General features: G+C 59.9%; 21 protein-coding genes. 6 read left to right on the top strand and 15 right to left on the bottom strand.

Going from position 1 to position 24660, the window contains the following annotated elements; translation table 11 throughout:
• Positions 1–638 precede the first annotated feature (638 nt).
• From FOV68_RS18620 to FOV68_RS18610, 3 genes are all read right to left on the bottom strand, one after another.
• The gene (locus tag FOV68_RS18620) at positions 639–983 is read right to left on the bottom strand and encodes a hypothetical protein (protein ID WP_143991336.1); all 345 of its coding nucleotides are present in this window, start codon (positions 981–983) and stop codon (positions 639–641) included.
• A gap of 22 nt (positions 984–1005) precedes the next feature.
• Positions 1006–2352 (bottom strand): sodium:proton antiporter, encoded by a 1347-nt coding sequence (locus FOV68_RS18615; protein WP_031593058.1) that lies wholly within the window; start codon positions 2350–2352, stop codon positions 1006–1008.
• 61 nt (positions 2353–2413) lie between these two features.
• Complete coding sequence (locus FOV68_RS18610) at positions 2414–3616, bottom strand: MFS transporter (RefSeq protein WP_039388028.1); 1203 nt, start codon at positions 3614–3616, stop codon at positions 2414–2416.
• 93 nt (positions 3617–3709) lie between these two features.
• On the opposite strand from FOV68_RS18610, the gene FOV68_RS18605 reads away from it, so the two are divergent.
• A complete protein-coding gene (locus FOV68_RS18605) occupies positions 3710–4678 on the top strand; it encodes a LysR family transcriptional regulator (RefSeq protein WP_031593056.1) in 969 nt (322 codons plus the stop codon).
• A 34-nt stretch (positions 4679–4712) separates the two neighbouring features.
• Here FOV68_RS18605 and FOV68_RS18600 read toward each other — a convergent pair whose 3' ends face one another.
• The 9 genes from FOV68_RS18600 to FOV68_RS18560 all read right to left on the bottom strand — a co-directional run bounded on the left by FOV68_RS18600 (position 4713) and on the right by FOV68_RS18560 (position 16125).
• Complete coding sequence (locus tag FOV68_RS18600; protein WP_010253431.1) at positions 4713–5216, bottom strand: TIGR00645 family protein; 504 nt, start codon at positions 5214–5216, stop codon at positions 4713–4715.
• A gap of 54 nt (positions 5217–5270) precedes the next feature.
• Positions 5271–7946: a two-component system sensor histidine kinase KdpD gene (gene kdpD / locus FOV68_RS18595; protein WP_143991335.1), complete on the bottom strand. Its 2676-nt coding sequence runs from the start codon at positions 7944–7946 to the stop codon at positions 5271–5273.
• 16 nt (positions 7947–7962) lie between these two features.
• Positions 7963–8529, bottom strand: a complete 567-nt coding sequence (gene kdpC, locus FOV68_RS18590; protein WP_010253435.1) for a potassium-transporting ATPase subunit KdpC — start codon at positions 8527–8529, stop codon at positions 7963–7965.
• Between the two features lie 10 nt (positions 8530–8539).
• Entirely contained in the window at positions 8540–10588 is a 2049-nt protein-coding gene (gene kdpB / locus FOV68_RS18585; protein ID WP_010671495.1) for a potassium-transporting ATPase subunit KdpB, read from the bottom strand.
• The gene (kdpA, locus tag FOV68_RS18580; protein ID WP_143991334.1) at positions 10585–12273 is read right to left on the bottom strand and encodes a potassium-transporting ATPase subunit KdpA; all 1689 of its coding nucleotides are present in this window, start codon (positions 12271–12273) and stop codon (positions 10585–10587) included. The genes kdpB and kdpA overlap by 4 nt, the downstream gene beginning before the upstream one ends.
• Positions 12273–12362, bottom strand: a complete 90-nt coding sequence (gene kdpF, locus FOV68_RS18575; RefSeq protein ID WP_010253443.1) for a K(+)-transporting ATPase subunit F — start codon at positions 12360–12362, stop codon at positions 12273–12275. The genes kdpA and kdpF overlap by 1 nt, the downstream gene beginning before the upstream one ends.
• A 108-nt stretch (positions 12363–12470) precedes the next feature.
• Positions 12471–13637 (bottom strand): HD-GYP domain-containing protein, encoded by a 1167-nt coding sequence (locus tag FOV68_RS18570; protein WP_031593053.1) that lies wholly within the window; start codon positions 13635–13637, stop codon positions 12471–12473.
• Positions 13638–13796: 159 nt separating this feature from the next.
• Positions 13797–14753: a 2-hydroxyacid dehydrogenase gene (locus FOV68_RS18565; protein ID WP_143991333.1), complete on the bottom strand. Its 957-nt coding sequence runs from the start codon at positions 14751–14753 to the stop codon at positions 13797–13799.
• Positions 14734–16125 carry an MFS transporter gene (locus FOV68_RS18560; RefSeq protein WP_010253452.1) on the bottom strand — a complete coding sequence of 464 codons (1392 nt, stop codon included), beginning with the start codon at positions 16123–16125 and terminating at the stop codon, positions 14734–14736. The genes FOV68_RS18565 and FOV68_RS18560 overlap by 20 nt, the downstream gene beginning before the upstream one ends.
• Positions 16126–16545: 420 nt before the next feature.
• Between FOV68_RS18560 and FOV68_RS18555 the strand changes: the two genes are divergently transcribed.
• The gene (locus FOV68_RS18555) at positions 16546–17463 is read left to right on the top strand and encodes a sugar ABC transporter substrate-binding protein (protein WP_010253455.1); all 918 of its coding nucleotides are present in this window, start codon (positions 16546–16548) and stop codon (positions 17461–17463) included.
• 32 nt (positions 17464–17495) lie between these two features.
• Here the strand turns inward: FOV68_RS18555 and FOV68_RS18550 are convergent, their stop codons facing one another.
• A complete protein-coding gene (locus tag FOV68_RS18550; RefSeq protein WP_143991332.1) occupies positions 17496–17999 on the bottom strand; it encodes a GNAT family N-acetyltransferase in 504 nt (167 codons plus the stop codon).
• A 72-nt stretch (positions 18000–18071) separates the two neighbouring features.
• On the opposite strand from FOV68_RS18550, the gene FOV68_RS18545 reads away from it, so the two are divergent.
• The gene (locus FOV68_RS18545; RefSeq protein WP_143991331.1) at positions 18072–19904 is read left to right on the top strand and encodes an ABC transporter ATP-binding protein; all 1833 of its coding nucleotides are present in this window, start codon (positions 18072–18074) and stop codon (positions 19902–19904) included.
• Here the strand turns inward: FOV68_RS18545 and FOV68_RS18540 are convergent.
• Positions 19901–21025, bottom strand: a complete 1125-nt coding sequence (locus tag FOV68_RS18540; RefSeq protein ID WP_033780931.1) for a GNAT family N-acetyltransferase — start codon at positions 21023–21025, stop codon at positions 19901–19903. The genes FOV68_RS18545 and FOV68_RS18540 overlap by 4 nt on opposite strands.
• Before the next feature lie 141 nt (positions 21026–21166).
• Here FOV68_RS18540 and FOV68_RS18535 point away from each other — a divergent pair, with 141 nt between their 5' ends.
• The 3 genes from FOV68_RS18535 to FOV68_RS18525 all read left to right on the top strand — a co-directional run bounded on the left by FOV68_RS18535 (position 21167) and on the right by FOV68_RS18525 (position 23728).
• Positions 21167–22072, top strand: coding sequence for a LysR family transcriptional regulator (locus FOV68_RS18535; RefSeq protein ID WP_029519661.1), 906 nt, complete (start codon positions 21167–21169; stop codon positions 22070–22072).
• A 98-nt stretch (positions 22073–22170) separates the two neighbouring features.
• Positions 22171–23112, top strand: coding sequence for a glutathione S-transferase family protein (locus tag FOV68_RS18530; protein WP_083070513.1), 942 nt, complete (start codon positions 22171–22173; stop codon positions 23110–23112).
• A 10-nt stretch (positions 23113–23122) separates the two neighbouring features.
• On the top strand, positions 23123–23728 hold the full coding sequence (locus tag FOV68_RS18525; protein WP_010253470.1) for an alpha/beta hydrolase: 606 nt from the start codon (positions 23123–23125) through the stop codon (positions 23726–23728).
• Here the strand turns inward: FOV68_RS18525 and FOV68_RS18520 are convergent.
• On the bottom strand, positions 23725–24540 hold the full coding sequence (locus tag FOV68_RS18520) for a sugar phosphate isomerase/epimerase (RefSeq protein WP_143991330.1): 816 nt from the start codon (positions 24538–24540) through the stop codon (positions 23725–23727). The two genes, FOV68_RS18525 and FOV68_RS18520, sit on opposite strands and share 4 nt — an antisense overlap.
• Between the last annotated feature and the right edge of the window lie 120 nt (positions 24541–24660).

Genomic DNA, 24660 nt, shown 5'->3' with positions numbered 1-24660 from the left:
GCCCCTGAAAAGCCATAAAAAAACGCGCCCGGCAGGCGTAATGCCTGTCAGTTAAGCGACAGGTGATAACGCAGTCTGGTGGCGGGCAGGGGCTGGCGGTCCTCGCGCCGCTGCGCGGTTCCTTCACTTCATTCCTCTGCCTGACGGACCGCCGGGGATGGCACATCCTGTGCCGCCCCGCCTTTCGCCCGCGTCCTGCGGGCTCTCCTGGCAGACTCATTCTGTTCAGCGCTGCGGATTGCCTGCCCCTGCCCGGCACCAGCCTGCTCTGAAACTTCAGTGTGTATTGTTAAAAAGGGCACGAGAGTGGAGGCCTGAGCGCCTCTGCTGCTGAAAGGGCTATCCGCAGCGCTGAGGCGTGACGGTGGGCCAGAAGTCCACGCCGGGAAGCGTGGACAATTCGGGGCCGGCCAGGGAGGGCCGATCCCCGAACGGTTCGTCGGCACGACGTCAAAGCCGAAGGTACCGCGTGAGCGGCGCGAGGACGGCCCGACAGCAGCAGAGGTGCGCTGGCCCGCACTTGCGGCTCGCTCGCACATAAAAAAAGCTGCCACGTTTGACCGTGACAGCCTTTACGAATCTAATCTTAACTGATCAGCATTAGCCCGGCAGGCGCGTTTTTATTTAATCCGATGCGGTTAATCTTCCTGCTGGAACTGCGCCATCACGGCCTGCTCACACTGCTGTTCGTTGACGCGCAGTTTGGCACGCTCATCATCACCCAGCTGCAGCCAGGCACTGGCCACTTCACGCGCGGACTCTTCATCAAACTCGGGCTGATTCATCGCCGACGGCGACTGACTGCGCGCCACAGTCGACTTCATCTGTTCGACATATTGATCCGCGCTGGCGACCTTTTTCTCGCCGCTGACAATGTGACACAGCTGACTGGCATAGACATTCTGCTCAGTGTCAGCCTCGTCCGCCGCCAGCGCACTGCCGGTGGTGAGCATGCTCAGCAGCACTATCTGAGTTACTTTCATTCTTAACTCCTGTTAGTTCGGGTTAAACCTTACGCTGAAGGGCTTCAAGGCGTTTCTGACGCCAGTTCAGCAACGGTGACACGGTGGTGCCGTGGACCACCACGCTGCAGACCACCAGCGTTAGCGCCATATTGGTCATAATTTCCATCTGCGGGCCTTGCATGCCGTGCGTCCAGGCATAGGCGATATAGTTCAGGCTGCCAATGCCGCGGATGCCCAGCCAGCCAATCAGCAAACGCTGCCCCAGCGGCAGCCCGGCGCGCAGCGTCACCAGCCAGACGGCCAGTGGCCGCACCACCACAAACAGCACCAGGCCGATCAGCACGCCGTAGATGTTCCAGTGCTGCGCCAGCGTGACGCCCAGCACCACCATCATGCCAGCCGCCAGTAAACGTTCAATAGTATCGCCAAAAGAGAGGGCGTCGCCTACTACAAACCCGATCGACTTCACCATATTGTTGTCGCCCTGATGCGCCAGGCGTTTGTTAGGGTTCACCAGTGCTTCAGAGGGCAGCACGCGCTCGTCGTCAGAGAGATCGTCCGGCTGATGGCGACGGAACACGCCCATCTCAGCACGGCGTAATCCCAGCCCGGCGGCGAAGGCAGCCAGGAAGCCGGAGGCACCCAGCCACTCCACCAGTGAATAACTCAGCGCAATCAGCGCCAGCGCCAGGAAATCATTGGGCGCCACATCGCCATTAGCATTGCGCAGTCGGGTCGCCAGCAGGCCAATTAACTGCCCCAGCACGAAACCGATGATCAGACCGCCGCCAATTGCCCAGAGCACCTCTACCGCACCCCAGTGCCCCAGCATTGCCACGTTCAGGCTTTCGCCATTAAACAGCAGCAGCGCCAGCATCAGCAGCGGCAGCGCGGAACCATCATTCATGCCCGCTTCACTGGAGATCGCCACGCGCAGCGAGTCATCATCCTGCGCATCGTTGACCGAGATTAAGCTCGCCAGCACCGGATCGGTCGGCGCGACAATGGCACCAAACGCCAGCGCAATCGGCCAGTCTAATCCCACCAGGAAGTGCGACAGCAGGGTCATCGCGGCCACGGTCAGCAGCATGGCAGGAAAAGCCAGTTTCAGCCCGGTTTGCCAGCAGTTGTTTTGCAGCGGCTGACGCAGCTTGAGGCCGGTGATGAACAGTGAGGCAGCCATGGTGATTTCAGTGATGTGCGCCACGGCTTCGGAATGGGTGACGATATCGATGTGGATAACATCAAATCCCCACGGGCCGCACAGCATGCCCGCGATAAGGAACAGACCAAATGAGGTGACTGGCCCCCGGTGAATCCAACCGGAAGCCAGCGACATCAGCAGCAGGAGGCCGCCCGTCGCTGCTGTCCAGGCTAAAAAGTTCATAACACTCCAGATTATTTCGGGTTTATGAATAAGCCTGGCACATTTTTTGACGGGCGAGGTGTCAGTTTTTCAGGTGACGACTGGCGAAGCGGACCGCCAGCGCGGCTGCACCGGCTAAAGTCGAGAGCGCAACCACGCCATTCCAGCCCCAGTGTGCCAGCGCCAGACTTCCCAGCGCCGCACCGGTGGCCATACCGATAAACACCACGGTAAACAGCAGCGCATTCAGGCGACTGCGCGCTTCCGGCGCCAGGCCATAGACCAGCGTCTGATGCGCCACCAGCGTGGCCTGCACCCCTAAATCGAAGCCGATGGTACAGAGGACAATCAGCGCCAGCTGGGCCGGCATCGGCAGCAGCGGCAGCAGAAACATCAGCGCAAAGGAGATCGTTACCAGCGCGGCGCCAGCCTGCGTGACCCTTGCCGGACCGATGCGGTCAGCAAAACTTCCCGCCAGCGGTGCCGCCATGGCGCCCGCCGCACCGGCTAAACCAAACGCCCCGGCCACGGCACTGTCCAGATGAAAGCGGTCGCTGAGCATTAACGCCAGCGTCGACCAGAAGGCGCTAAAGCCCACTGACAGCAGCCCCTGAGCCAGTGCGGCACGACGTAGCGTCTGATGGTGACGCCACAGGTGCACCAGCGACAGCAACAGGCGCGGATAGCTCACCGAGGTGCCTGGCGCGAAACGCGGCAGTACCCGCCACAGCGTCAGCGTAATCAGCAGCACCGCCAGTGCGGCGATCATGTACATGGTGCGCCAGCCGAAATACTCCGCCACCACTCCGCTGACCACCCGCGACAGCAGGATCCCAACCAGCAGCCCGGTCATCACCGTGCCGACTGTTTTACCCCGGCTGCGTTCCGGGGCCAGCGCCGCCGAAGCGGGCACAATATCCTGCGCCACGGTGGCGGTCAGGCCGGTGATAAAACTGGCAATCAGCAGCGCGCTGAGTCCACCGGAAAAACCACACAGCAGCAGCGCCGCCACCAGCATTAAGCCTTTGATAAAGATAATGGTGCGCCGATCATGGCGATCGCCCAGCGGAGCCAGCAGCAGAATACCCAGCGCATAGCCCGCCTGGGTCAGCATGGGCACCATGCCGACCGCGCCGATGCTGGCGTTAAACTGCTTGCTGATGATATCCAGCATCGGCTGGCTGTAGTAAATCGACGCGACGCTGAGTCCGGCACCGGCGGCCAGGGTAAACACCAGCGGCGCAGAGAGCGGTTCATTTTGGGTCTGGGTCTGTATGGCTGACATGCTGTAATCCTCATCATTTCGTCCTGCCATTAAAGCGCATTGCGGTTATACGCGGTAGACTGATATCAGGCAAAACCGTTATGCGTGGTGCGTATGAATAACCCAAACAGCAGCGATCGCATCGATCTGATGCAGACGTTTATCCGTATTGTCGAGAGCGGCAGCTTATCCGCCGCCGCCGCGCAGCTCGGCACGACGCAACCCACCGTCAGCCGCCGATTGCAGACCCTGGAGCAGCGGCTGGGCCTCAAGCTTATCCTGCGCACCACCCATGCGCTGAAGCTTACCGATGATGGCGAGCGCTGCTACGCCCAGGCGCGGCAGCTGCTGGCGACCTGGCATGCGCTGGAAGATGAGCTGACCGGGGCCAGCGATGACCCGGTCGGTACGCTGCGGGTTCGCGCCCCACACGCCTTTGGTCAGGATCAGCTGATCGCCCCGCTGGTGGACTATCTGCACCGTTATCCCCGGCTCAATATTGAGTGGATGCTGAATGACCGCACGCCCGACTTTATGGCAGAGAATGTGGACTGTGCCATTCAGGTCGGCGCGCCAACCGATCCTTCGGTGGTGGCGATACTGCTGGCAGAAGTGCCGCGTATTGTGGTGGCCGCCCCGCACCTGCTGGCGCAGCAGCCGCCGATAGCACGGGTTGAACAGCTGCGCGATCTGCCGTGGCTGGCGCTGACCAGTTTTTACCGTAACGAAGTGGCGTTGCAGAAGATTGACGACGGCCAGCCGGTAAACCTGGCGATTACGCCCCGGCTGAGCAGCGACAGTTTATATGCGGTGCGCAAAGCGGCACTGGCTGGGATGGGAGCCGCGATTGTCTCGTCATGGGCAGTGCAGGAAGATCTGGCGGATGGCAGCCTGGTTCAGCTGATGCCCGCATGGCAGGCACCGCCGCTGCCGGTGTGGCTGACCTATCCCTGGGCGAGTTACTACCCGGCCAGGCTGCAACACTTTTTTGCCATGATCAAAGAGGTGATGCCGCAGCTGGCGGGCACGCGTCCGGCCTCACAGCCAGCGGGTCGTTCAGGGAGAACAGAGCGGAAAGGGTAAAGCAGGCGCCCGCCTCAGCGGGCCGCCAGAGAGGTTACTTCGGTTTTTTATCGCTGCGCGACATCTGATCCAGCCAGCCCATCACAAAGGCGGAGAGCACAAAGGTCAGGTGGATAATCACGTACCACATCAGCTTGTCGTTTTCGACGTTGCGCGCTTCCATAAATACCCGCAGCAGGTGAATCGAGGAGATGGCGACAATGGAGGCGGCGACTTTGTTTTTCAGCGAGCCGGAGTCCATCTTGCCCAGCCAGCTCAGCTTCTCTTTATCTTCGTCGATATCGAGCTTAGAGATGAAGTTCTCATAACCCGACAGCATCACCATCACAAGCAGGCCGCCAACCAGCGTCATATCCACCAGCGACAGCAGCAGCAGGATCAGATCGTTTTCCGCAATGCTGAAAATGTTGGGCAGCAGGTGGAAAATTTCCTGGAAAAATTTAATGGTCAGCGCCAGCAATCCCAGCGAAAGTCCAATGTAAACCGGGGCCAGCAACCAGCGCGATGCATACATCAGGTTTTCGGTAAAACGTTCCATACAATCCCACGAATAATCAAACAGGTCCGGAAGTATAACCGATCAACTGTGAAGTTATTTCAGCCCTTCGTCAGAAATTTCAGGGACCGGCGGCAGTGGCAGCGAGAGACGAAATGCCGCGCCGCCTTCGGCCCTGTTCTCTGCCCAGATCTGACCGCCGTGGCTCTCGATAATGGTTTTACAGATTGCCAGACCCAGCCCGACGCCCGGCACCGCCGACTCTTTGTCGCCCCGCCAGAATTTATCGAATATCCGGCTTAAATCGTCTTCGGCAATGCCCGGTCCGCTATCCCAGACCGAGATCTCCAGCCGTGATGCCGCACGCCAGGCGCGAATACCACGTGGTGCGCTGTTACCGGCATACTTCAGACTGTTCTCAATCAGGTTGGTGAAGACCCGCTCCAGCAGCGTGCTGTCGCCTTTGATCAGCACGATGTTGTCCGGCAGATCGAGCCGGACCTCATGCCCTTTCAGCGACGGTGCCATGCTGCTCAGCGCCCCGCCGACCACCTCTTCCAGCGCCAGCCACTCCTCACGCAGGTTGAGGCCGCCCGACTGAATGCGCGCCATATCCAGCATATTGCTCACCAGCCGGATGGTGCTCAGCGTCTGCTCGCGGATCTGACTGGCCTGCGGCACATATTTTGAGTTGTCGCTGGCCAGGTCGAGCATCAGCATTTCCGCCTGACCAAACAGCACGGTCAGTGGGGTGCGCAGGTCGTGAGACAGCGCCGACAGCAGCGCATTGCGCAGCTGTTCACGCTCCGCCGAGAGCCGGGACGCCGCCTCGCTATGCGACAGCGCCATCCGCTCCAGTGCGTTAGCAATCAGCACCGTAAAGGTTTCCACCAGCCGCTGCTGCTCGGGGATCATCAGCTGACGGAGGTTCTGCGGCTCCACCACCAGCAAACCCCGGCAGTGTGCGCCACTTTTCAGCGGCAGGATCTGATAAGGCACCGCCGGTAAGGTATCGGTGCCCGCACCCGCAGGCTGGCCTTTGCTGTAACTCCATTTAGCAATCGCGCGATCCGGCTCGCTGGCTGGTAACGCATCGCCCACCGGTTGCAGTTCGCCCTGCTCATCCGGCAGCAGCAGCAGGCAGCGTGCCTGTAACGTGGCATCCAGCACCCGCTGGCTGGTGGCGGCAATATCCTGCGGCGTTAACGCACTGCCCAGCGATTTCGCCATCTCATAGAGCTGGCGCGCCCGCTGCTCGCGGTAGCGCGCCACCCGCGCCTGATAACGCACGCCTGCCGTGAGATTGCCGACGATTACGCCCACCGCCAGCATCACGCCAAAGGTGACCAGATATTGCAGATCGGAGACCGCCACCGTGCCGGTGGGGGCAACAAAGAAGAGGTCAAAGGCGACGATATTCATCACCGTGGCGATCACCGACGGCCAGCGACCATAGCGCAGCGCCACGATCACTACCGCCAGAAGATAGATCATTACGCAGTTGGCGGGATCGAAACCGATCAGTACCGACTGTCCGGCGGCGGTTACAAGGATACAGAGCACCAGCGCCATCATTACGCCGCGCAGCTGAATACGCCATTTTTCGCTGGTGACGCGGCCATCCGGCAGCGGATGCGGCGCATCCTTCAGCGGCTCATCCAGCGCCACCACCAGCAGGTCGAGATCCGGCCCCAGCTGGCCGAGCCGTTCGGCAAAACTGTCACGCCGCCAGCGACGCAGCGGGCGACGACCCGTGACAATTTTGCCCAGATTGTGCGCGCGGGCGTAACCCAGTACCGCTTCGGCTTCATCCGGCTCAGAGAGGGTCGCGGTTTCCGCGCCCAGCTCCTGCGCCAGCTGTAATGTGCGCAGAATCGCCCGTCGCCGCGCTTCCGGCAGCCGGTGCAGCCGGGGTGTTTCGACATAGACCGCGTGCCATTCACTGCCGAGCCGCGCCGCCAGACGGGCGGCGGTGCGCACCAGCTTTTCACTGCCGCTGTCGTCGCCAATGCAGAGCAGAATGGCGTCGCGGGTGTGCCAGACGCGCTCCCGTCCCTGCTGATCGCGCCAGGCGCGCATCTGATCATCCACCCGATCGGCGGTGCGACGCAGGGCCAGCTCACGCAGGGCGAACAGGTTACCTTTGCGGAAAAAGTTTTCGATAGCGCGTTCCGCGCGGTCGCCAATATAGACTTTGCCCTCTTTCAGCCGCTGCCGCAGATCGTCGGGCGGCAGATCGACCAGCACCACTTCGTCGGCGCTGTCGAAAAAGGGATCGGGCACGGTTTCGCGCACCTGAATGCCGGTGACGCCGCCCACCACATCGTTGAGGCTCTCAAGATGTTGCACGTTAACGGTGGTCAGTACATCGATGCCCGCTTCCAGCAGCTCCTCAATATCCTGCCAGCGCTTGGGATGGCGCGAGCCCTGCACGTTGGTGTGCGCCAGCTCATCCATCAGGATCACCGCCGGATGGCGAGCCAGCGCGGCATCAAGATCAAACTCCGCATGACGCGAGCGGCCGGTTGCGCGACGCGGCAGCAGAGTTAACCCTGTCAGCAGCTGTGCGGTTTCCGGCCGGTCATGGGTCTCTACCACGCCGATTAAGACATCCAGACCCTGCGCACGCAGCCGCTGTGCCTCCTGCAGCATGGCGTAGGTTTTACCCACGCCAGCACAGGCACCAAAGTAAATTTTCAGCTGCCCGCGATGACTTTCGCGATTAGCCTGCAGCAGCGCGTCGGGATCGGGACGCTGGGGTTCGTGGTTCATCGCTTCCTTTACACCATTACAGTTCGTTGAGCGCCATATTCAGCTGCAACACGTTGAGGGTCGGTGTGCCGAGGAATGGCAGCAGCGGACGATGCGTCATCTTATCAATCAGCGCCTCGACCTGCGGCAACGGCAACTGGCGGCTGGCGGCGATACGCGGGGCCTGCCAAAGGGCGGCCTGTGGCGAAATATCCGGATCCAGCCCGCTGGCTGAAGCGGTGACCAGTTCAACCGGGACGGCGGCCGGTGCCTGCGGATTGGCGGCCCGCAGCGCAGCGACGCGATCGGCTACCGCTTTGTCCAGCGCCGGGTTGCTGGCGGCCAGATTGCTGCCCCCAGAGGCCAGCGGATTATAAGGTTTATCGCCACTGGCTGAAGGGCGGCCCCAGAAATAGTTGGGCTGGGTAAAGTTCTGGCCAATCAGCGCCGATCCGCGCGCCACGCCATCCTCCTCCAGCAGCGAGCCGCTGGACTGGGACGGAAACAGCCACTGCGCCAGACCGGTGGTGAGCAAAGGATAAACCACGCCGGTAACAAGCGTAAGCAGCAACAACAGTAAAATTGCCGGACGTAACTGACTCATTTTTCTCTCCTCAGGCCATGCCTGAAAACACTAACAGCAGATCGATCGCTTTGATGCCGACAAACGGCACCAGCAGGCCACCCAGACCGTAAATCAGCAGGTTGCGGCGCAGCAGCGCAGCAGCGCTCAGTGGGCGGTAGCTGACGCCTTTCAGGGCCAGCGGGATCAGGAAGACAATCACCAGAGCGTTAAAGATCACCGCCGACAGAATCGCACTGGCTGGCGAGTGCAGGTGCATCACGTTAAGCATGTTGAGCTGCGGATAGGTCGCCGCAAACGCCGCCGGAATGATGGCGAAATATTTCGCCACGTCGTTGGCGATACTGAAGGTGGTCAGCGAACCGCGCGTCATCAGCATCTGTTTACCAATGTGCACCACTTCAAGCAGCTTGGTCGGGTTCGAGTCGAGATCGACCATGTTGCCCGCTTCTTTCGCCGCCTGGGTACCGGAGTTCATCGCTACCGCCACATCCGCCTGCGCCAGTGCAGGCGCATCGTTGGTGCCGTCGCCGGTCATCGCCACTAAACGTCCTTCCGCCTGATACTGGCGGATCAGCGCCAGCTTGGCTTCCGGCGTGGCCTCTGACAGGAAGTCATCCACGCCCGCTTCCGCTGCAATCGCTGCGGCCGTCAGCGGGTTATCGCCGGTGATCATCACCGTTTTGATACCCATTTTGCGCAGTTCGGCAAAGCGCTCTTTGATGCCGCCTTTGACGATATCTTTCAGCGCCACCACGCCCAGCACGTTCGCGCCCTCTGACACCACCAGCGGCGTGCCGCCACTGCGTGCCACCTCTTCCACCTGCGCATTGACCTCGGCCGGGAAACGGCCATGGTTCGCTTCGATGTGGCGTCGTACCGCATCGACCGCGCCTTTGCGGATCAGTCGATCCTGCACGTTCACGCCGCTCATGCGGGTCTGCGCAGAGAACGGAATAAAGCTGGCACCCATGCTGCTGAGATCGCGCTCACGCAGATTAAATCGCTGTTTCGCCAGCACCACGATGCTGCGCCCTTCCGGCGTCTCATCGGCCAGCGAGGCGAGCTGTGCGGCGTCGGCCAGTTGCTCTTCACTGACGCCCGGCGCGGGCAGGAACTGGGTCGCCTGACGGTTACCCAGCGTGATGGTGCCGGTTTTGTCCAGCATCAGCACATCCACATCGCCCGCGGCTTCTACCGCACGCCCGCTGGTCGCAATGACGTTAGCACCCAGCATCCGGCTCATCCCCGCCACGCCAATCGCCGACAGTAAGCCGCCGATGGTGGTCGGGATCAGACAGACCAGCAGCGCAACCAGTACCGTGATGCTGACCGGCGTTCCGCCCCATGCCGAGAACGGCCAGAGTGTCACGGTCGCCAGCAGGAACACGATGGTCAGTGACACCAGCAGGATGGTCAGGGCGATCTCATTCGGGGTTTTACGGCGTTTCGCGCCTTCCACCATGGCGATCATCCGGTCAAGGAAGGTTTCGCCCGGGTTGGCGCTACAGGTGATCACCAGCCAGTCAGAGAGAATGCGGGTACCGCCGGTGACGGAGGCGAAGTCACCGCCCGACTCGCGGATCACAGGTGCAGACTCACCGGTAATGGCGCTCTCATCCACCGAGGCACCGCCCTCCATCACTTCACCGTCGCAGGGGATGATGTCGCCCGCTTCCACCAGCACGGCATCGCCTTTGCGCAGCTCATCGGCACTGACCTGCTGCCACTCGGCGCCATAGCGCGCCGCTGAGAGTTTTTTGGCAAAGCTGGTTTTTTTCACCCCTTTCAGGCTGCTGGCCTGGGCCTTACTGCGCCCTTCTGCCAGCGCCTCCGCCAGGTTGGCGAACAGCACGGTGAACCAGAGCCAGACCGCAATCGCACCGGTAAAGCTGGCGCTGCCGCTGATCCGGCCGGTCAGCATCGCCAGCGCCAGCAGCGAGGTCAGAATGCTGCCGAGGTAGACCACAAACATCACCGGGTTACGGAACTGCACCCGGGGATCGAGCTTTTTCACTGCATCCCAGGCCGAGGTACGCAGCAATGCTGCGTCAAATAACGCCTGTTGTTGACGACTCATGAGGATTGTCCCTGAACAAGTTGCAGATGCTCAGCCACCGGGCCCAGCGCCAGAGCAGGAATAAAGGTCAGTGCACCCACCAGCAGCACCGTGCCGATCAGCAGTCCGATAAAGAGCGGACCGTGGGTTGGCAGCGTGCCGTTACCCACCGGTTGCACTTTTTTCACCGCCATCGCACCGGCAATCGCCATCACCGGAATGATGATGCCGAAGCGGCCCAGCAGCATGCAGGCAGCCAGTAGCAGGTTCCAGAACGGCGTGTTAGCACTCAGTCCGGCAAAGGCGCTGCCGTTGTTGTTGGCCGCCGAGGAGACCGCGTAGAGCACTTCGCTGAAGCCGTGAATGCCGGGATTGGCCATGGCACTGCGTCCGGCGTCGGTCATCATCGCCAGTGCAGTACCGATCAGCACCAGCGCCGGTGTGACCAGAATCGCCAGCGCGGTCATCTTCATCTCCCACACATCGATTTTTTTACCGAGGAATTCCGGGGTACGACCGATCATCAGCCCGGCGATAAACACCGCCAGCAGCACAAACAGCAGCATGCCGTAGAGACCGGCACCGACGCCGCCAAACACCACTTCGCCCAGTTGCATCAGCCACATCGGCACCATGCCGCCCAGCGCGGTAAAGGAGTCGTGCATGGCATTCACCGCACCGCAGGAGGCGGCGGTAGTGATAACCGCGAACAGGCTGCTGTTAAGAATGCCAAAGCGCGTCTCTTTACCTTCCATGTTGATGGCGCTGTCAGCACCCAGCTGGAGGAAGTGCGGGTTGCCCTGCAGTTCGGCCCACATGACGACCGATACCGCCGCGACAAACATCAGCGTCATCGCCCACAGCAGCATGTGTCCCTGACGACGGTCACGCACGCTTTCGCCAAACGCGAAGCAGAGCGCCGCCGGGATCAGGAAGATGCTCAGCATCTGCACCAGGTTAGTCAGCACCGTCGGGTTTTCAAATGGATGGGAGGAGTTGGCGTTAAAGAAGCCGCCACCGTTGGTGCCCAGCATTTTGATCGCTTCCTGCGACGCCACCGGCCCCATCGACAGCGTCTGCTGCACGCCTTCCAGCGTGGAGAAACTGTGATAAGGCGCGAAGTTCTGGATGCTGCCCTGGCTGACAAAGAACAGCGCCATCAGCAGGCTGATGGGCAGTAAGACATAGAGCGTGATGCGCGTCAGGTCGCGCCAGGCGTTACCCAGGGTCGCAGAGCTGCGATTAGCGAAGCCACGGATCAGCGCAAATGCCACGGCGATACCGGTCGCGGCTGAGAGGAAATTCTGCACCGTCAGGCCCACCATCTGACTGAAATAGCTCAGGGTGCTTTCGCCGCTGTAGGATTGCCAGTTGGTGTTGGTGACGAAGCTCACGGCGGTGTTCAGCGCCAGATGCCAGCTCAGGCCAGGCAGCTGCTGCGGATTCAGCGGCAGCGCGCCCTGCATCAGCAATATTGCCAGCAGCACCACGAAACCCAGCGCATTAAACAGCAGAATCGCCAGCAGGTAGTGCGGCCAGCGCATGTCCGATTGTTGCGCGTCCAGCAGTCGCCACAGCGGCGCCTCCAGGCGGGCAAACACCGGCTTGTCAGCCACTAACGACGCCAGACCCCGTCCGAGCGGCTGCGCCAGCACCATCAGCAGCAGCAGATAAAATGCGATGAGTAAAAAAGCATTGGCCGCCATCAGAAGGCCTCCGCATTTAACAGGGCATAGATCAGATAGCCCAGTAACAACACCACCAGCACAATGCCGGTTATTACGCCCACGCTCACAGGAACCTCCAGAGGATTGGATTTATGGCTTAGCTTGCGCGGAGGCGTATAAAGAAGGGGTTAAAATGCAGCGGGCGGGCGTAAAAATAGTGTAAAAATGGCGAAAAATCAGGCGACTTCCAGCGCCCAGATACGATTGAGATCGACGTTACCCCACAGCGTGCTGTCCTCTGCGCCCACAATGCTGTCGGTGCAGAAGCTGTCGCCGAGGTCGAGCTCTTCCGGTTTCACTTCACGCTGGGCGTGCAGCGACCAGAAGACATGTACGCAGGGACGCATCAGCGATTTTTCGCCCGCTTTCACCACCAGCGCCACCCGGCCGGAAGCCAGACGCACCAGCGAGCCCACCGGATAGATGCCGATGGTCCGCACGAAGGTGTGCAGCAAGGCAGGGTCGAAATGGCCGCGCCAGCTCAGCATCTGGTGCATCGCTTCAGCAGGTGTCCAGCCGTTGCGATAGGAGCGGGTCGAGGTCACGGCATCATAGACATCACACACCGCCGCCATGCGGGCGTAGAACGAAATCGCCTCGCCTTTCAGGCGGTGCGGATAGCCGCTGCCATCATATTTTTCATGATGATGCAGGGTGATATCGAGCAGATCGTCATCGGCGTCAGCTTCTATCAGCATCTGCGCACCGACCACCGGATGCTCACGCATCACCCTGAACTCCTCTTCAGTCAGCTTGCCCGCTTTGTTCAGGATCGCCAGCGGCACGGCCGCTTTGCCGACATCATGCAGTAAACCGCCCATGCCCACCCGACGCAGTTCCTGCTCATCCAGCCCGAGTTTTTTACCCAGCGCAATCATCAGCCCGCAGACCGCCATGGAGTGCAGGTAGGTGTAATCATCATGATTTTTCAGGCGCGCCACACTCAGCATGGCGGAGGGTTCACGCGTGATCGATCCGGCGATTTCATCCACCAGGTCCATCATATAATCGAGCTTCAGGCCGTTACCCAGCCGCGCTTCGTTGAACATTGCCAGCACTTTCGGTTTGCCCTGCAAAAAGATCTGCTGTGCCTGATCCAGTTCCTGGAAAAACGGGGTGCGGCCAATGGTTCTCTTCGCGACCGTGGAGGCGATCGGCGCCTGCACCGATCGATCGAGGTCGATCCAGAGCTGGCGGATCCCTTCAGTGCGAAGCATGGCAATTTGTCGGGGATCGGTGATCAGCATCTCATTATGAATGCGCTGGTCTTTTATCCACCAGACCTCCAGCTTGTGGATAAACATCCCTGGGCGCAATTCATCAATGGTAATCAGCTTTATCACGCTATCACTCCTTAATATCAGCGGGTGGTAAGGTGATATCGGCAGCCGGACAAATTTTCTTCAGGCTGTTTTGTGCGAAGGTGAGGGTCTGGTGAGTGGTCAGAGGAGAGGCGTCCTGCCTCGCCCCTGTTTCAGCAGGGAGTTAAGACGCCGCGGTGGTTACACTACCCGGGTCAGCACCGGCTCACCACGGGCAAATGCCAGCATATTCTCAAAGACCAGGTCAGCCATCGCCGCCATGGTTTCGCGGGTGCTGCTGGCGATATGCGGCGTAATCACTACATTGTCGCGCTGGCGCAGTGCGTCAGGCACCTGCGGCTCCTGTTCAAACACATCCAGCCCGGCACCGGCGATCTGCCCGGTTTCCAGCGCATCCACCAGCGCCTGCTGATCCACCACGCTGCCGCGCGCAATGTTAATCAGATAGCCCTGTGGTCCCAGCGCCTGCAGCACTTCCGCATTGATAATGTGGCGCGTCGCGGCACCGCCCGGCAGGGTCAGCACCAGGAAATCGGCCTGCTGCGCCAGCGCCACCAGGCTCTCATGACGGGTGTAGGGCACATCGGGGCGTGAACGCGGGTTGTAATAGTGAATCGCCATATCAAACGCCTGCGCGCGCCTTGCCACCGCCTGACCGATATTGCCCAGCCCGACGATACCGCACACCTTGCCACCGATTTTGCTGCTCAGCGGAAAGCGGCCCTGCAACCAGTGACCGGCGCGTGTGAAGCGATCGGCTTCGCTGATGCGGCGCGCCACATCCAGCAGCAGCGCCATCCCCAGATCGGCGACGCAATCATTGAGCACTTCTGGCGTGTTGGTCACCACAATGCCGCGCGACCGGGCGGCTTCCGTATCAATGCTGTCATAACCGACGCCGTTACTGCAGATGGCTTTCAGGTTTGGCAACGCGGCGATCAGCGCGGCCGGTGCGCCCATCACCGCGTTGCCGCTGGTGACCAGCATGTCGATATCTGCGCCCTGCTCAGCCAGAAAGGCTGCCTCATCTTCCGCCTCCCACAGCCGGAACGCGGTAAACGTCTTTTCAATGTTCTCTATCAGCTGCGGCGGCAGAAACTTCCCTTTGATCAGCACATTACATTGCTTTAATGCCATCTTCTTTCTCCTGATTGTTATAGGATGCCGGGCGATCGCTCTCTTCACCAACGCGTTCAATCGGTCCCATCACCAGCAGGAACAGCAGGGCCGCTACCACGCAGTGTGCCGCCACAAACGCCAGCCCGATGCTGTAGCTGCCGGTCAGACCGACGATGATGCCGAATAGCAGCGGCGTGGTGAAACCGGCAATATTGCCGATGCCGTTAAAAATGGAGCCGGCCAGGCCCACCGCCTCTTTGGGTGCGGTGTCGCTGATCACCGTCCAGGTGCCTGCACCGGCCGCTATGCCTTTACCGAAAAAGGCGAAGGACATAATGGCGATAATGCCGCTATTGCCCGGAATGATCGCCGCCAGCACCAGACTGGACGCCATCAGCATGCCGACGATATAGGGCGTTTTACGCGCCCAGGAGACGCTCCAGCCCCGGGCGATTAACTTGTCTGACAGGTAGCCGCCGCTGATCCCGCCCAGAAAACCAAACAGCGCCGGGGCAACGGTGGCGAAGCCCGCCTCCATGATGTTCATGCCGCGCGCCTGCACCAGATAGATCGGAAACCAGGTAATAAAGAAGTAGCTGAGCGCGATGATGCAGTACTGACCGAGATAGGCGCACCAGAGCATGCGATTAGTGAGCAGCTTTCTGAACATCGCTTTACTGACCGGTGGCCGCGCTTTCAGCGTCTGCGCCGAGTCGATATCCACCAGCGCACCACCGTCAACGATGTGGCGCAGTTCACTTTCGGACACGCCAGGGTGATTGCGTGGCTCCCGCATCCAGGCAGCCCAGACAAACACCGCCAGCAGGCCGATGCCGCCCAGCACAAAGAACGGCCACTCCCAGCCAAAGCGTGACACCAGCCAGCCTGACAGCGGCGAGAAGATGGCGACGGCAAAATATTGCGCCGAGCTGAACAGCGATGAAGCCCGTCCCCGCTCTGCGCCAGGGAACCACATAATCACCACGCGCGCATTGGCGGGAAAGCTGGGTGCCTCTATCAATCCCAGCATAAAACGCAGACCAAACATCAGCATCAATGCGCCGGTCATGCCGCTGGAGAACTCGCCAACGAATCCCATCGCCAGCGTCGAGACTGACCAGAGCGCCAGCGTGACGCCATACACTTTTTTTGCCCCGAAGCGGTCAAGAAACAGCCCGCCGGGGATCTGACCGATGACATAGGCCCAGCTGAAAGCAGAGAGGATCAATCCCAGCTGGATCGCTGACAGGCCGAACTCCTCTTTGATCGCCGATCCGGAGATCGAGAGGATCGAACGGTCGGCATAAGCCACAACCGACAGAAAGAGGATCAGGCAGAGGATCCAGATGCGCACATGAGACGTCCGGTGAGTCGTTTGGTCTTTAAGCATGAGCTGAATTCCTTAAAAAGCGGCAGGTTGCGCCACGAGGTTTTTTTCAGGAATAACGCTGAGATTTCCCGCTTAAGGAAATATAGATAGGAGGCTAACTATGGATCATTGTGCGGATGTTGAGATCGTCAGGCCCGATTCAACGGTTTTCTGGCAACCATCACAAAGGCCAGTGCGATGCTGCACAAAAGCGCAAAAAGCCGCGGCTGCCTGCCGCAGAGTGTGCGCCACGTCGAGGATTTCATCGGCGCTGGCAGCTATGACGCGGCGATTTTACGGCAAAGTGTGTCAGCGCTAGCAAGAGTGAAAAGGGTCGGTTGTCAAACCCGGCGACTGTCCATAAGCTGCAAATGATAATCTTTGTCCATTTTTATAATAAATGAAAAATCTATTCCACTCAGTTAACCTCGGGAGTCTGCAATGAAAAAACGTGCATGGGCAATACTCTGTCTGCTCTCTCTTTCCACGTCGGCGCTGGCAGAGAAAATTGGCGTCTCAATGGCCTATTTCGACCAGAACTTTCTGACCATTATCCGCCAGTCGATCGAGAAAGAGGCCAAAGCGCGTCAGCTGGATGCGCAGTTTGAAGATGCACGCGGCGACGTGGGCCGTCAGACCGATCAGGTGCAGAGCTTTATCAGTTCCGGGGTGGACGCGATTATCGTCGATCCGGTCGACTCCGCCAGCACCCCTGCCCTGACCAGGCTGGCGCAGCAGGCTCACATTCCGCTGGTCTACGTTAACCGCACTCCGGGCGATAAAACCCTGCCGCCGGGTGTGGTGTTTGTCGGCTCTGACGAACGCGAATCGGGCACGTTGCAGATGGAAGCGCTGGCGAAGCAGGCGGGTTATCGTGGCAGGGTAGCCATTATCATCGGTAACCTCAGCGATGCGGGTGCGCTGCAGCGCACCAAAGATGTCGAGCAGGTGGTGGCAAAGTATCCCGACATGAAAGTGGTGCTGAAACAGACCGCCAACTATTCGCGTAATGAGGGCATGGATTTAATGCTCAACTGGCTGTCGAACGGGGAAGAGATCGATATTGTCGCCGCCAACAACGACGAAATGGCGATTGGCGCAACCATGGCAATTGCCCAGGCGAAACCGAAAAAAACCATTCTGGTGGGCGGCATTGATGCCACGCCGGATGGCCTGAAAGCCCTGGCAAGCGGCAAACTGGCCGTCACCGTGTTCCAGGATGCCGTAGGCCAGGGCAAAAAATCGGTCGAGGTGGCGCAGCAGATGATCAAAGGGGAAAAAGTCGATTCCCACCAGTGGATCCCGTTTGAACTGGTGACGCAGCAGAACATGCAGCAATACAGCAATAAAAATCCGTAATGCAAAGCGGAGCGGCAGCGCTGCCGCTCCGGTTATGACTTTCCGTGCAGCAGTTTCGCCATCATCACCACATCGCGCAGCTGACCGTCGCGCAGGGCGGCCTGGCGCATCAATCCTTCACGCTCAAAGCCCAGCCGCTCATAGAGCCGCAGCGCCCGTTCGTTGTCGTGAAACACCTCCAGCTCCATACGCGTAATCCCCAGCCAGTTACGGGAATAGTCGAGCGCGGTGCGGATCAGGCGCTCACCGACGCCGCGACCGGCGTAATCGGGATGCACACCCAGCCCAAAGCTGATGCAGTGGCGGGTGCGCGGCTTATTATCCACAAACAGCGTCAGCTCACCGGCCAGCACGCCCTCGATCTCCGCGACAAAGGCGATAAACCCTTCGGCATCCATTCTGGCGATTTTTTTCTCCCAGGTGGCAACGCTGGGAAACGGCAGCTGCAGCGTCCAGGGATAAACATCGGGATGACTGTAGAGTCGCTGATAGGCGGCGGCATCCTGCGGTTCCCGTGCCCGAATAATGATTTCCATATTTTCTCCTTTTAGCCGAACGGGGTTCATGCACTAAGCTGTAGCTCTTTACCGGACGGAAAGAGTATCGCTATGTTGTATCGCCGTTTTGAGCGTTTTATCAATATATTTCATGACGCGCCCACCGACTCGCCCCCCTCAACGGTCTGGTCGTTTTACCTCTACTATCTGAGGCAGGTCTGGCCGAGTTTCGCGGCACTGCTGGTAGTGGGGCTGGTGTCAGCCCTGATTGAAGTGTCGCTGTTCAGCTATCTGAGCCGCATTATCGATATGGTCAATCACTCCACGCCCGCCAGCCTGTTTCAGGATAACTGGCCGATACTGCTGTGGATGGGGGCGGTGGCGCTGATTCTGCGGCCGATTTTTATCGCCCTGCACGACATGCTGGTGCATCAGAGCATCAGCCCGAGCATGACCAGCATGATCCGCTGGCAGAATCACAACTACGTGCTGCGCCAGAGCCTCAATTTCTTCCAGAATGATTTCGCGGGTCGCATCGCCCAGCGCATTATGCTGACCGGCAGTTCACTGCGCGATTCTGCGGTGCAGCTGGTGGATGCCATCTGGCACGTGCTGATCTACGCGGTAACCTCGCTGGTGCTGTTTGCCGGTGCCGACTGGCGGCTGATGATCCCGCTGATTCTGTGGATGGTGGCCTACAGCGCCTCGCTGCGTTTCTTTGTGCCGCGCGTCAAAGCGCGTTCGGTGGTCTCCTCAGAGTCGCGATCTAAACTGATGGGCACCATAGTTGATGGTTATACCAACATCGCCACCATCAAGCTGTTCGCTCACAGCGATCTGGAACGGCAGTATGCGCGTGAGGCGATTCAGGAGCAGACCGAAAAAACCCAGAACGCTGGCCGCATGGTCACCAGCATGGATCTGACGCTGTCAGCGCTGAACGGCCTGCTGATTGTCTCGACCTCCGGGCTGGCGCTGTGGTTATGGAGCCAGTCGCTGATTAGCGTCGGGGCAATTGCGCTGGCGACCGGTCTGGTGATCCGCCTGGTGAATATGTCCGGCTGGATCATGTGGGTGGTCAACGGCATTTTCGAAAATATTGGTACGGTACAGGATGGCCTGAAAACCATTGCGCAGCCGCTGAGCGTGCAGGATGCACCGCAGGCAAAGCAGCTTAAGGTGACGCGCGGCAACATCCGTTTTGAGGATGTGCGCTTCGATTATGGCGGTGGCCGTCAGGTGATTAACGGCTTTAATCTCGACATCAAACCTGGCGAGAAGATTGGGCTGATTGGTCCCTCGGGCGCCGGTAAATCGACGCTGGTGAACCTGCTGTTGCGCCTCTATGACCTGAACGCGGGGCGGATTGTGATCGACGATCAGGATATCGCCGCTGTGACGCAGGAAAGCCTGCGCAGCCAGATTGGCATGATCACCCAGGACACCTCGCTGCTGCACCGCTCAATCCGTGAAAACCTGCTTTATGGTCGTCCCGACGCCAGCGAAGAGGAGCTGCAGCTTGCGATTCACCGCGCCCGCGCCGATGAGTTTATCCCGCTGCTCTCCGACTCACTGGGCCGCACCGGGCTGGATGCCCACGTGGGAGAGCGCGGCGTGAAACTGTCGGGCGGTCAGCGTCAGCGTGTGGCGATAGCCCGCGTGCTGCTGAAGGATGCGCCGGTTCTGATCATGGATGAGGCCACCTCGGCGCTAGACTCCGAAGTGGAAGCGGCGATTCAGGAGAGCCTGGAGTCACTGATGCAGGGCAAAACCGTTATCGCCATCGCGCACCGCCTGTCGACCATCGCGAAGATGGATCGGCTGGTGGTGCTGGATAAAGGCGGCATTGCCGAGATGGGCAGCCATCACGAACTGCTGGCGCAAAACGGTCTCTATGCCCGGCTGTGGCAGCATCAGACCGGCGGTTTTGTCGGCATCGATTAATCGCCGCGTCGATAGGGTAAGGCGTCGCGGGCTTCTTCCGCCCAGCCGCGCACGCCTTCCCGCTCCTGCACCAGAAAATCAGCGACCGCATCACGCAGGCCGGGATGCAGCAGATAGTGCCAGGAGTGGGTAATCTGCGGCTCGAAGCCGCGCACCAGCTTGTGCTCGCCCTGCGCGCCTGCATCAAACCGCGTCAGCCCCTCATCAAGGGCCAAATCCATTCCCTGATAGAAACAGGTTTCAAAGTGCAGCCGGTCAAACTCCGCCAGACAGCCCCAGTAGCGGCCGTAGAGCGCGTTGCTGTCCCGCAGATAAAACGCCATCGCGGCCGGTTGCTGCTGTAAACGGGCGATCACCACCACAATATTCTGCGGCATGCGTTCCGCCAGCAGGCTGAAAAAGTCACGCGTCAGATAGGGACGCTGACCGCGCACCGCATAGGTGTTGGCGTAACAGGTGTAGACAAAATCCCACTGATCTTCGCGCAGCTGGTAGCCCAGGTAGCGGTCAAACTCAAAGCCGCTCTGCATCACCTGCTCACGCTCTTTACGCAGCTGTTTGCGCTTGCGTGACATCAGCGAATCCAGGAAATCCTGAAAATCGCGGTAGCCACGGTTATGCCAGTGATACTGACAACCGAGCCGGGAGAGCCAGTCGGGCTGATCGGCCAGCAGCTGGTTAGCCTGCGCATCGGTAAAGTTGATATGTGCCCCGCTTAAGCCCTGCTGTAACAGGCTCTCAGGCAGGGCCGACAGCAGTTGCGCCGCGGCAGCGGTTTCACCCAGCAGGCGCGCGCCGCTGACCGGGCTGAAGGGTATCGCGCCCAGCCATTTCGGGTAGTATCGGATCCCGGCGCGCTGGCTGGCATCCGCCCAGGCGTGATCAAAGACGTACTCGCCCTGTGAATGGCGTTTGCGGTAGCCTGGCAGCGCGGCGCGGGTCACGCCCTCCTCCCGCCACAGCAGATGATCGGGCTGCCAGCCCGCTTCGGACCGCACGCTGCCGCTCTGTTCTAACGTGAGCAGAAAGGCGTGGCGCAAAAACGGCTGGTCATCAGGCAACAGCGCATCCCACTCGGCGGCCGGGATCTCCGCCAGTGACGTCAGGTGAATCAGCGACATGAATTACTCCAGAGAACGTCGGGCAGAGAGTCAGTCAAGCAGGTTTTCCGCGCCAGCGAAAGGGTTAAGGCACGCAAAGTGAAGGCTGCATCAGCGGAGCACAGCTTCTATACTGCGACTTTATCTCCACAGGACACCGCCATGGATCGACTCGATTGTGACCGGATGTTTGTCACGGTGCTGGAAACCGGCAGCTTTTCTGCGGCGGCGTTACGTCTCGGCACCAGCAGCAGTCAGGCTTCCAAGCTGGTTTCAAAGCTGGAGCAGCGGCTCGGCGTTCAGCTGTTTAAACGCAGCACGCGCGCCCTGTCGCCCACCGATGTCGGGCGCAGCTATTATGAGCGGGTCAAAAACCTGCTCGATGCGTTTGAAACGCTGGATGCCAGCGTGCGTGAAAGTGCCACCACGCCTACCGGCAGGCTGAAAATCAGCGCACCCGGCTCCTTTGGTACTGTGGTGTTATCTGAGGTGCTGGTGGCGTTTGCCCGGCGCTATCCGCTGATTGAACTGGATGTCAGCTTTTCAGACCGGTCCGTCAACATCGTCGATGAAGGTTTTGATATGGCGATCCGTATCGGCACCCTCAGCGACAGCAGCCTGGTCGCGCGCAAGCTGGGTGAGGTGCATGTGCGCATCGCCGCCTCACCGGTCTATCTTGAGCAGTTTGGCACGCCGCAGCACTGGCGCGAGATGCCCCAGCATCAGTGCATCATCGACACCAATTTTCGCGATCCCTGGCACTGGCCGTTTGCCGGCGGCGACGGCAGCAGCGAGATTGTCACCGTACCGGTCCGCGGGCGTCTGCGCTTCGCCAACACCGAAGCCTGCCTGCAGGCCGCGATGGCCGGACTGGGCATTGCGCGGCTGCCCGGTTTTATCGCAGCTCCCGCGCTGCAACGCGGTGAGATTGTCCGGCTGCTGGAGAATTTCGACACGCCACCGCTTGGCCTGTTTGCGGTTTATCCGCCCGCCCGTCATCTGGCACACCGGGCGCGCCTGCTTATCGACTTCCTGGTGAGTCACTTTACCCGTTTTCCGCCCGCGTAATTTATTCCAGAATGGAAGAAATGATTGTCTTTATGACCGGATTATCAGCCGTTTAGTCATCAGTTAAGCTGCTTCTCACATTACAGAGGAGTCGCGCGATGTTAGTAGAAGGCAAATGGAGTAGTGACTGGCACCCGGTGCAGTCGACCGATAAACAGGGCGGATTTGTCCGTCAGACGTCCGGTTTCCGGCATTTTATCAGCAGCGATGGCTCCACTGAATTTGCGGCAGAAGCGGATCGCTACCATCTCTATGTGGCGCTGATCTGTCCGTGGGCGTCGCGCGCGTTAATTGCCCGCAAGCTCAAAGGGCTGGAGTCGCTGATTAGCGTGACGGTGGTTGAACCGCAGCTCGGTGCCCAGGGCTGGCGCTTTGGCCGTTTCCCCGGCGCACAGCAGGACACGCTGAATAACGCGCAGTACCTGCATGAAATCTATACCCGCGTCGCGCCCGATTACACGGGTCGGGCCACCGTGCCGGTCTTGTGGGACAAGAAAACCGGCACCATCGTCAGCAACGAGTCCGCTGACATTGTGCGTATGTTCAACAGCGGCTTTGGCGATCTGGCCGATAACCGCATCGACCTCTATCCCGCCGCGCTGCGCCCTGAGATTGATGCGCTGAATGAGAGCCTCTATCCGCGTCTGAATAACGGCGTTTACCGCGCCGGGTTCGCGACGACATCAATCAGCTATCAGCAGGCCTTTAACGACGTCTTCAGCCAGCTCGACGAACTGGAAGCCCTGCTCAGCGATGGTCGCACCTTCCTGCTGGGTGAACGGCTGACTGAAACCGATATTCGCCTGTTCGTCACCCTGATTCGCTTTGACGTCGCCTATCATGGCCTGTTCAAATGCAACCTGCGCCGGATACGCGACTATACGCTGCTGAATCGCTATCTTAAGAGCATGCTGTCAGTCTCCGGCGTGCGTGAGACGGTCAACATCGATCATATCAAACAGGGTTACTACTCGATCAAGGCACTGAACCCGAACGGGATCGTTCCGGCAGGCCCGGATCTGAGTGAATACGGCCTATAAAGGAGCAATAATGGCAAAAGCACTGGTGATTTTTCTGCATGGCGTAGGCAGTAACGGCGACGATCTGGCACCGATTGGCCGTCACTGGGCGACGCTGTTGCCGGATGTGATTTTTGCCTCACCCAATGCGCCCGAACGTTTTGCCGCCGGTTTTGGCTGGCAGTGGTTCAGCCTGGAGGAGGTGACGCCAGAGAACCGGCCAGGTCGGGTACGGGCCGCGCGGGCGGCGTTTGACGCGACCCTCAGCGACGTTATCGCACAGCACGGCTTCGCCGACCGCTGGCAGGATGTGGTGCTGGTCGGCTTTTCACAGGGATCGATCATGGCGCTGGATGCGCTGGCATCTGGCCGTTATCCGCTGGCGGGCGTGGTCGCCTTTTCTGGTCGTCTGGCGGTTGACGGTGAACTGACGCCACAGCCTCATCTGCCCGCGCTGCTGATCCACGGCCAGGCCGATGAGGTGATCCCGTGGCAGGAGAGCGAATCTGCCGCAGCACGACTCAGGGCCGCATTAGTGCCGGTAGAAGCGCGATTTGAACCCGCCACCGGCCACACCATCTCCGCTCAGGGTGCCATGCATGCCGCCGCGTTTATCGGGCAGTGCTTACAGGATTAACCCCAGCAGCGCTTTAATGCCTGCCAGGCATGACGGGCAGCGACCTCAGGCGGCAGGCGTTTCAGCGCATCATTAAAGACTTCAATGCCCACCGGTCCCTGATAGCCCGCGCTTTTGAGCTTATCGACAAAGCGTTCAATGTCGATAATGCCATCGCCGGGCAGCAGACGCTGGTGCTTCGCCATCGCCATCAGACTCTGCTTATCCTGCGCAGGCATGGCGGCCATATCACACAGCTGCACTTCATAAATGCGTTCGGCCGGAATGCCGTCCAGCTGTGAGGCGTCGCCACCCAGTGCGCAGATATGAAACAGATCGACCACCAGCCCGATATTGGGCTGATCGAGCCGCTGCAATCGCTGCCACGCCAGTGGCAGCGTGTTATCCACGCTGCACCAGGCCATCGGCTCATACATAATACGCATGTTGTAGCGCGCAGCTTCAGAGGCCATCCAGCGCAGGTCATCATCAATCTGGTCGGCGCAGCAATCCGCGCGGGTGCTGGCCGGCGCCTGAATGGTGTCGCAGCCCAGCGCCTGGGCAATCTGAATAAACTGGCGCAGCTCTTCGCGCTTCTGTCCGCGCAACGCGCTGGGTGCCCCGGTAAAATCACGCAGCACCTGGAGATTGGTAAAGCCAGGTCCCTGCCGGGCAGCGATCTCAGCCAGTGCCGCCGCGCCACCCTCGCACGCCTCGACATCCTCGCGCCAGATCTCCACCTGATCGAAACCGGCGTCACGCGCCGCCTGAAGTTTCTGGCCGGGCTCACCGTTTAACAGCACCAGGTTAAGGAATGTGGGGTTAGTTCGCATTGCTCGGCTCCTTAATCGTCCGGAATAATCGGTGACGTTCAGCTTCTGCGCCCGTTCATGCGGGATGGTCGGGCGTAAAACCTGAAACAGTATCTACCTCTTAAGGAGTATGACAAGCGC

This window comes from Pantoea sp. paga (assembly GCF_007558755.1).
In the GTDB taxonomy this organism is placed as follows: Bacteria; Pseudomonadota; Gammaproteobacteria; order Enterobacterales; family Enterobacteriaceae; genus Pantoea; species Pantoea agglomerans.
This window is presented reverse-complemented; position numbering and strand designations above follow the sequence as displayed.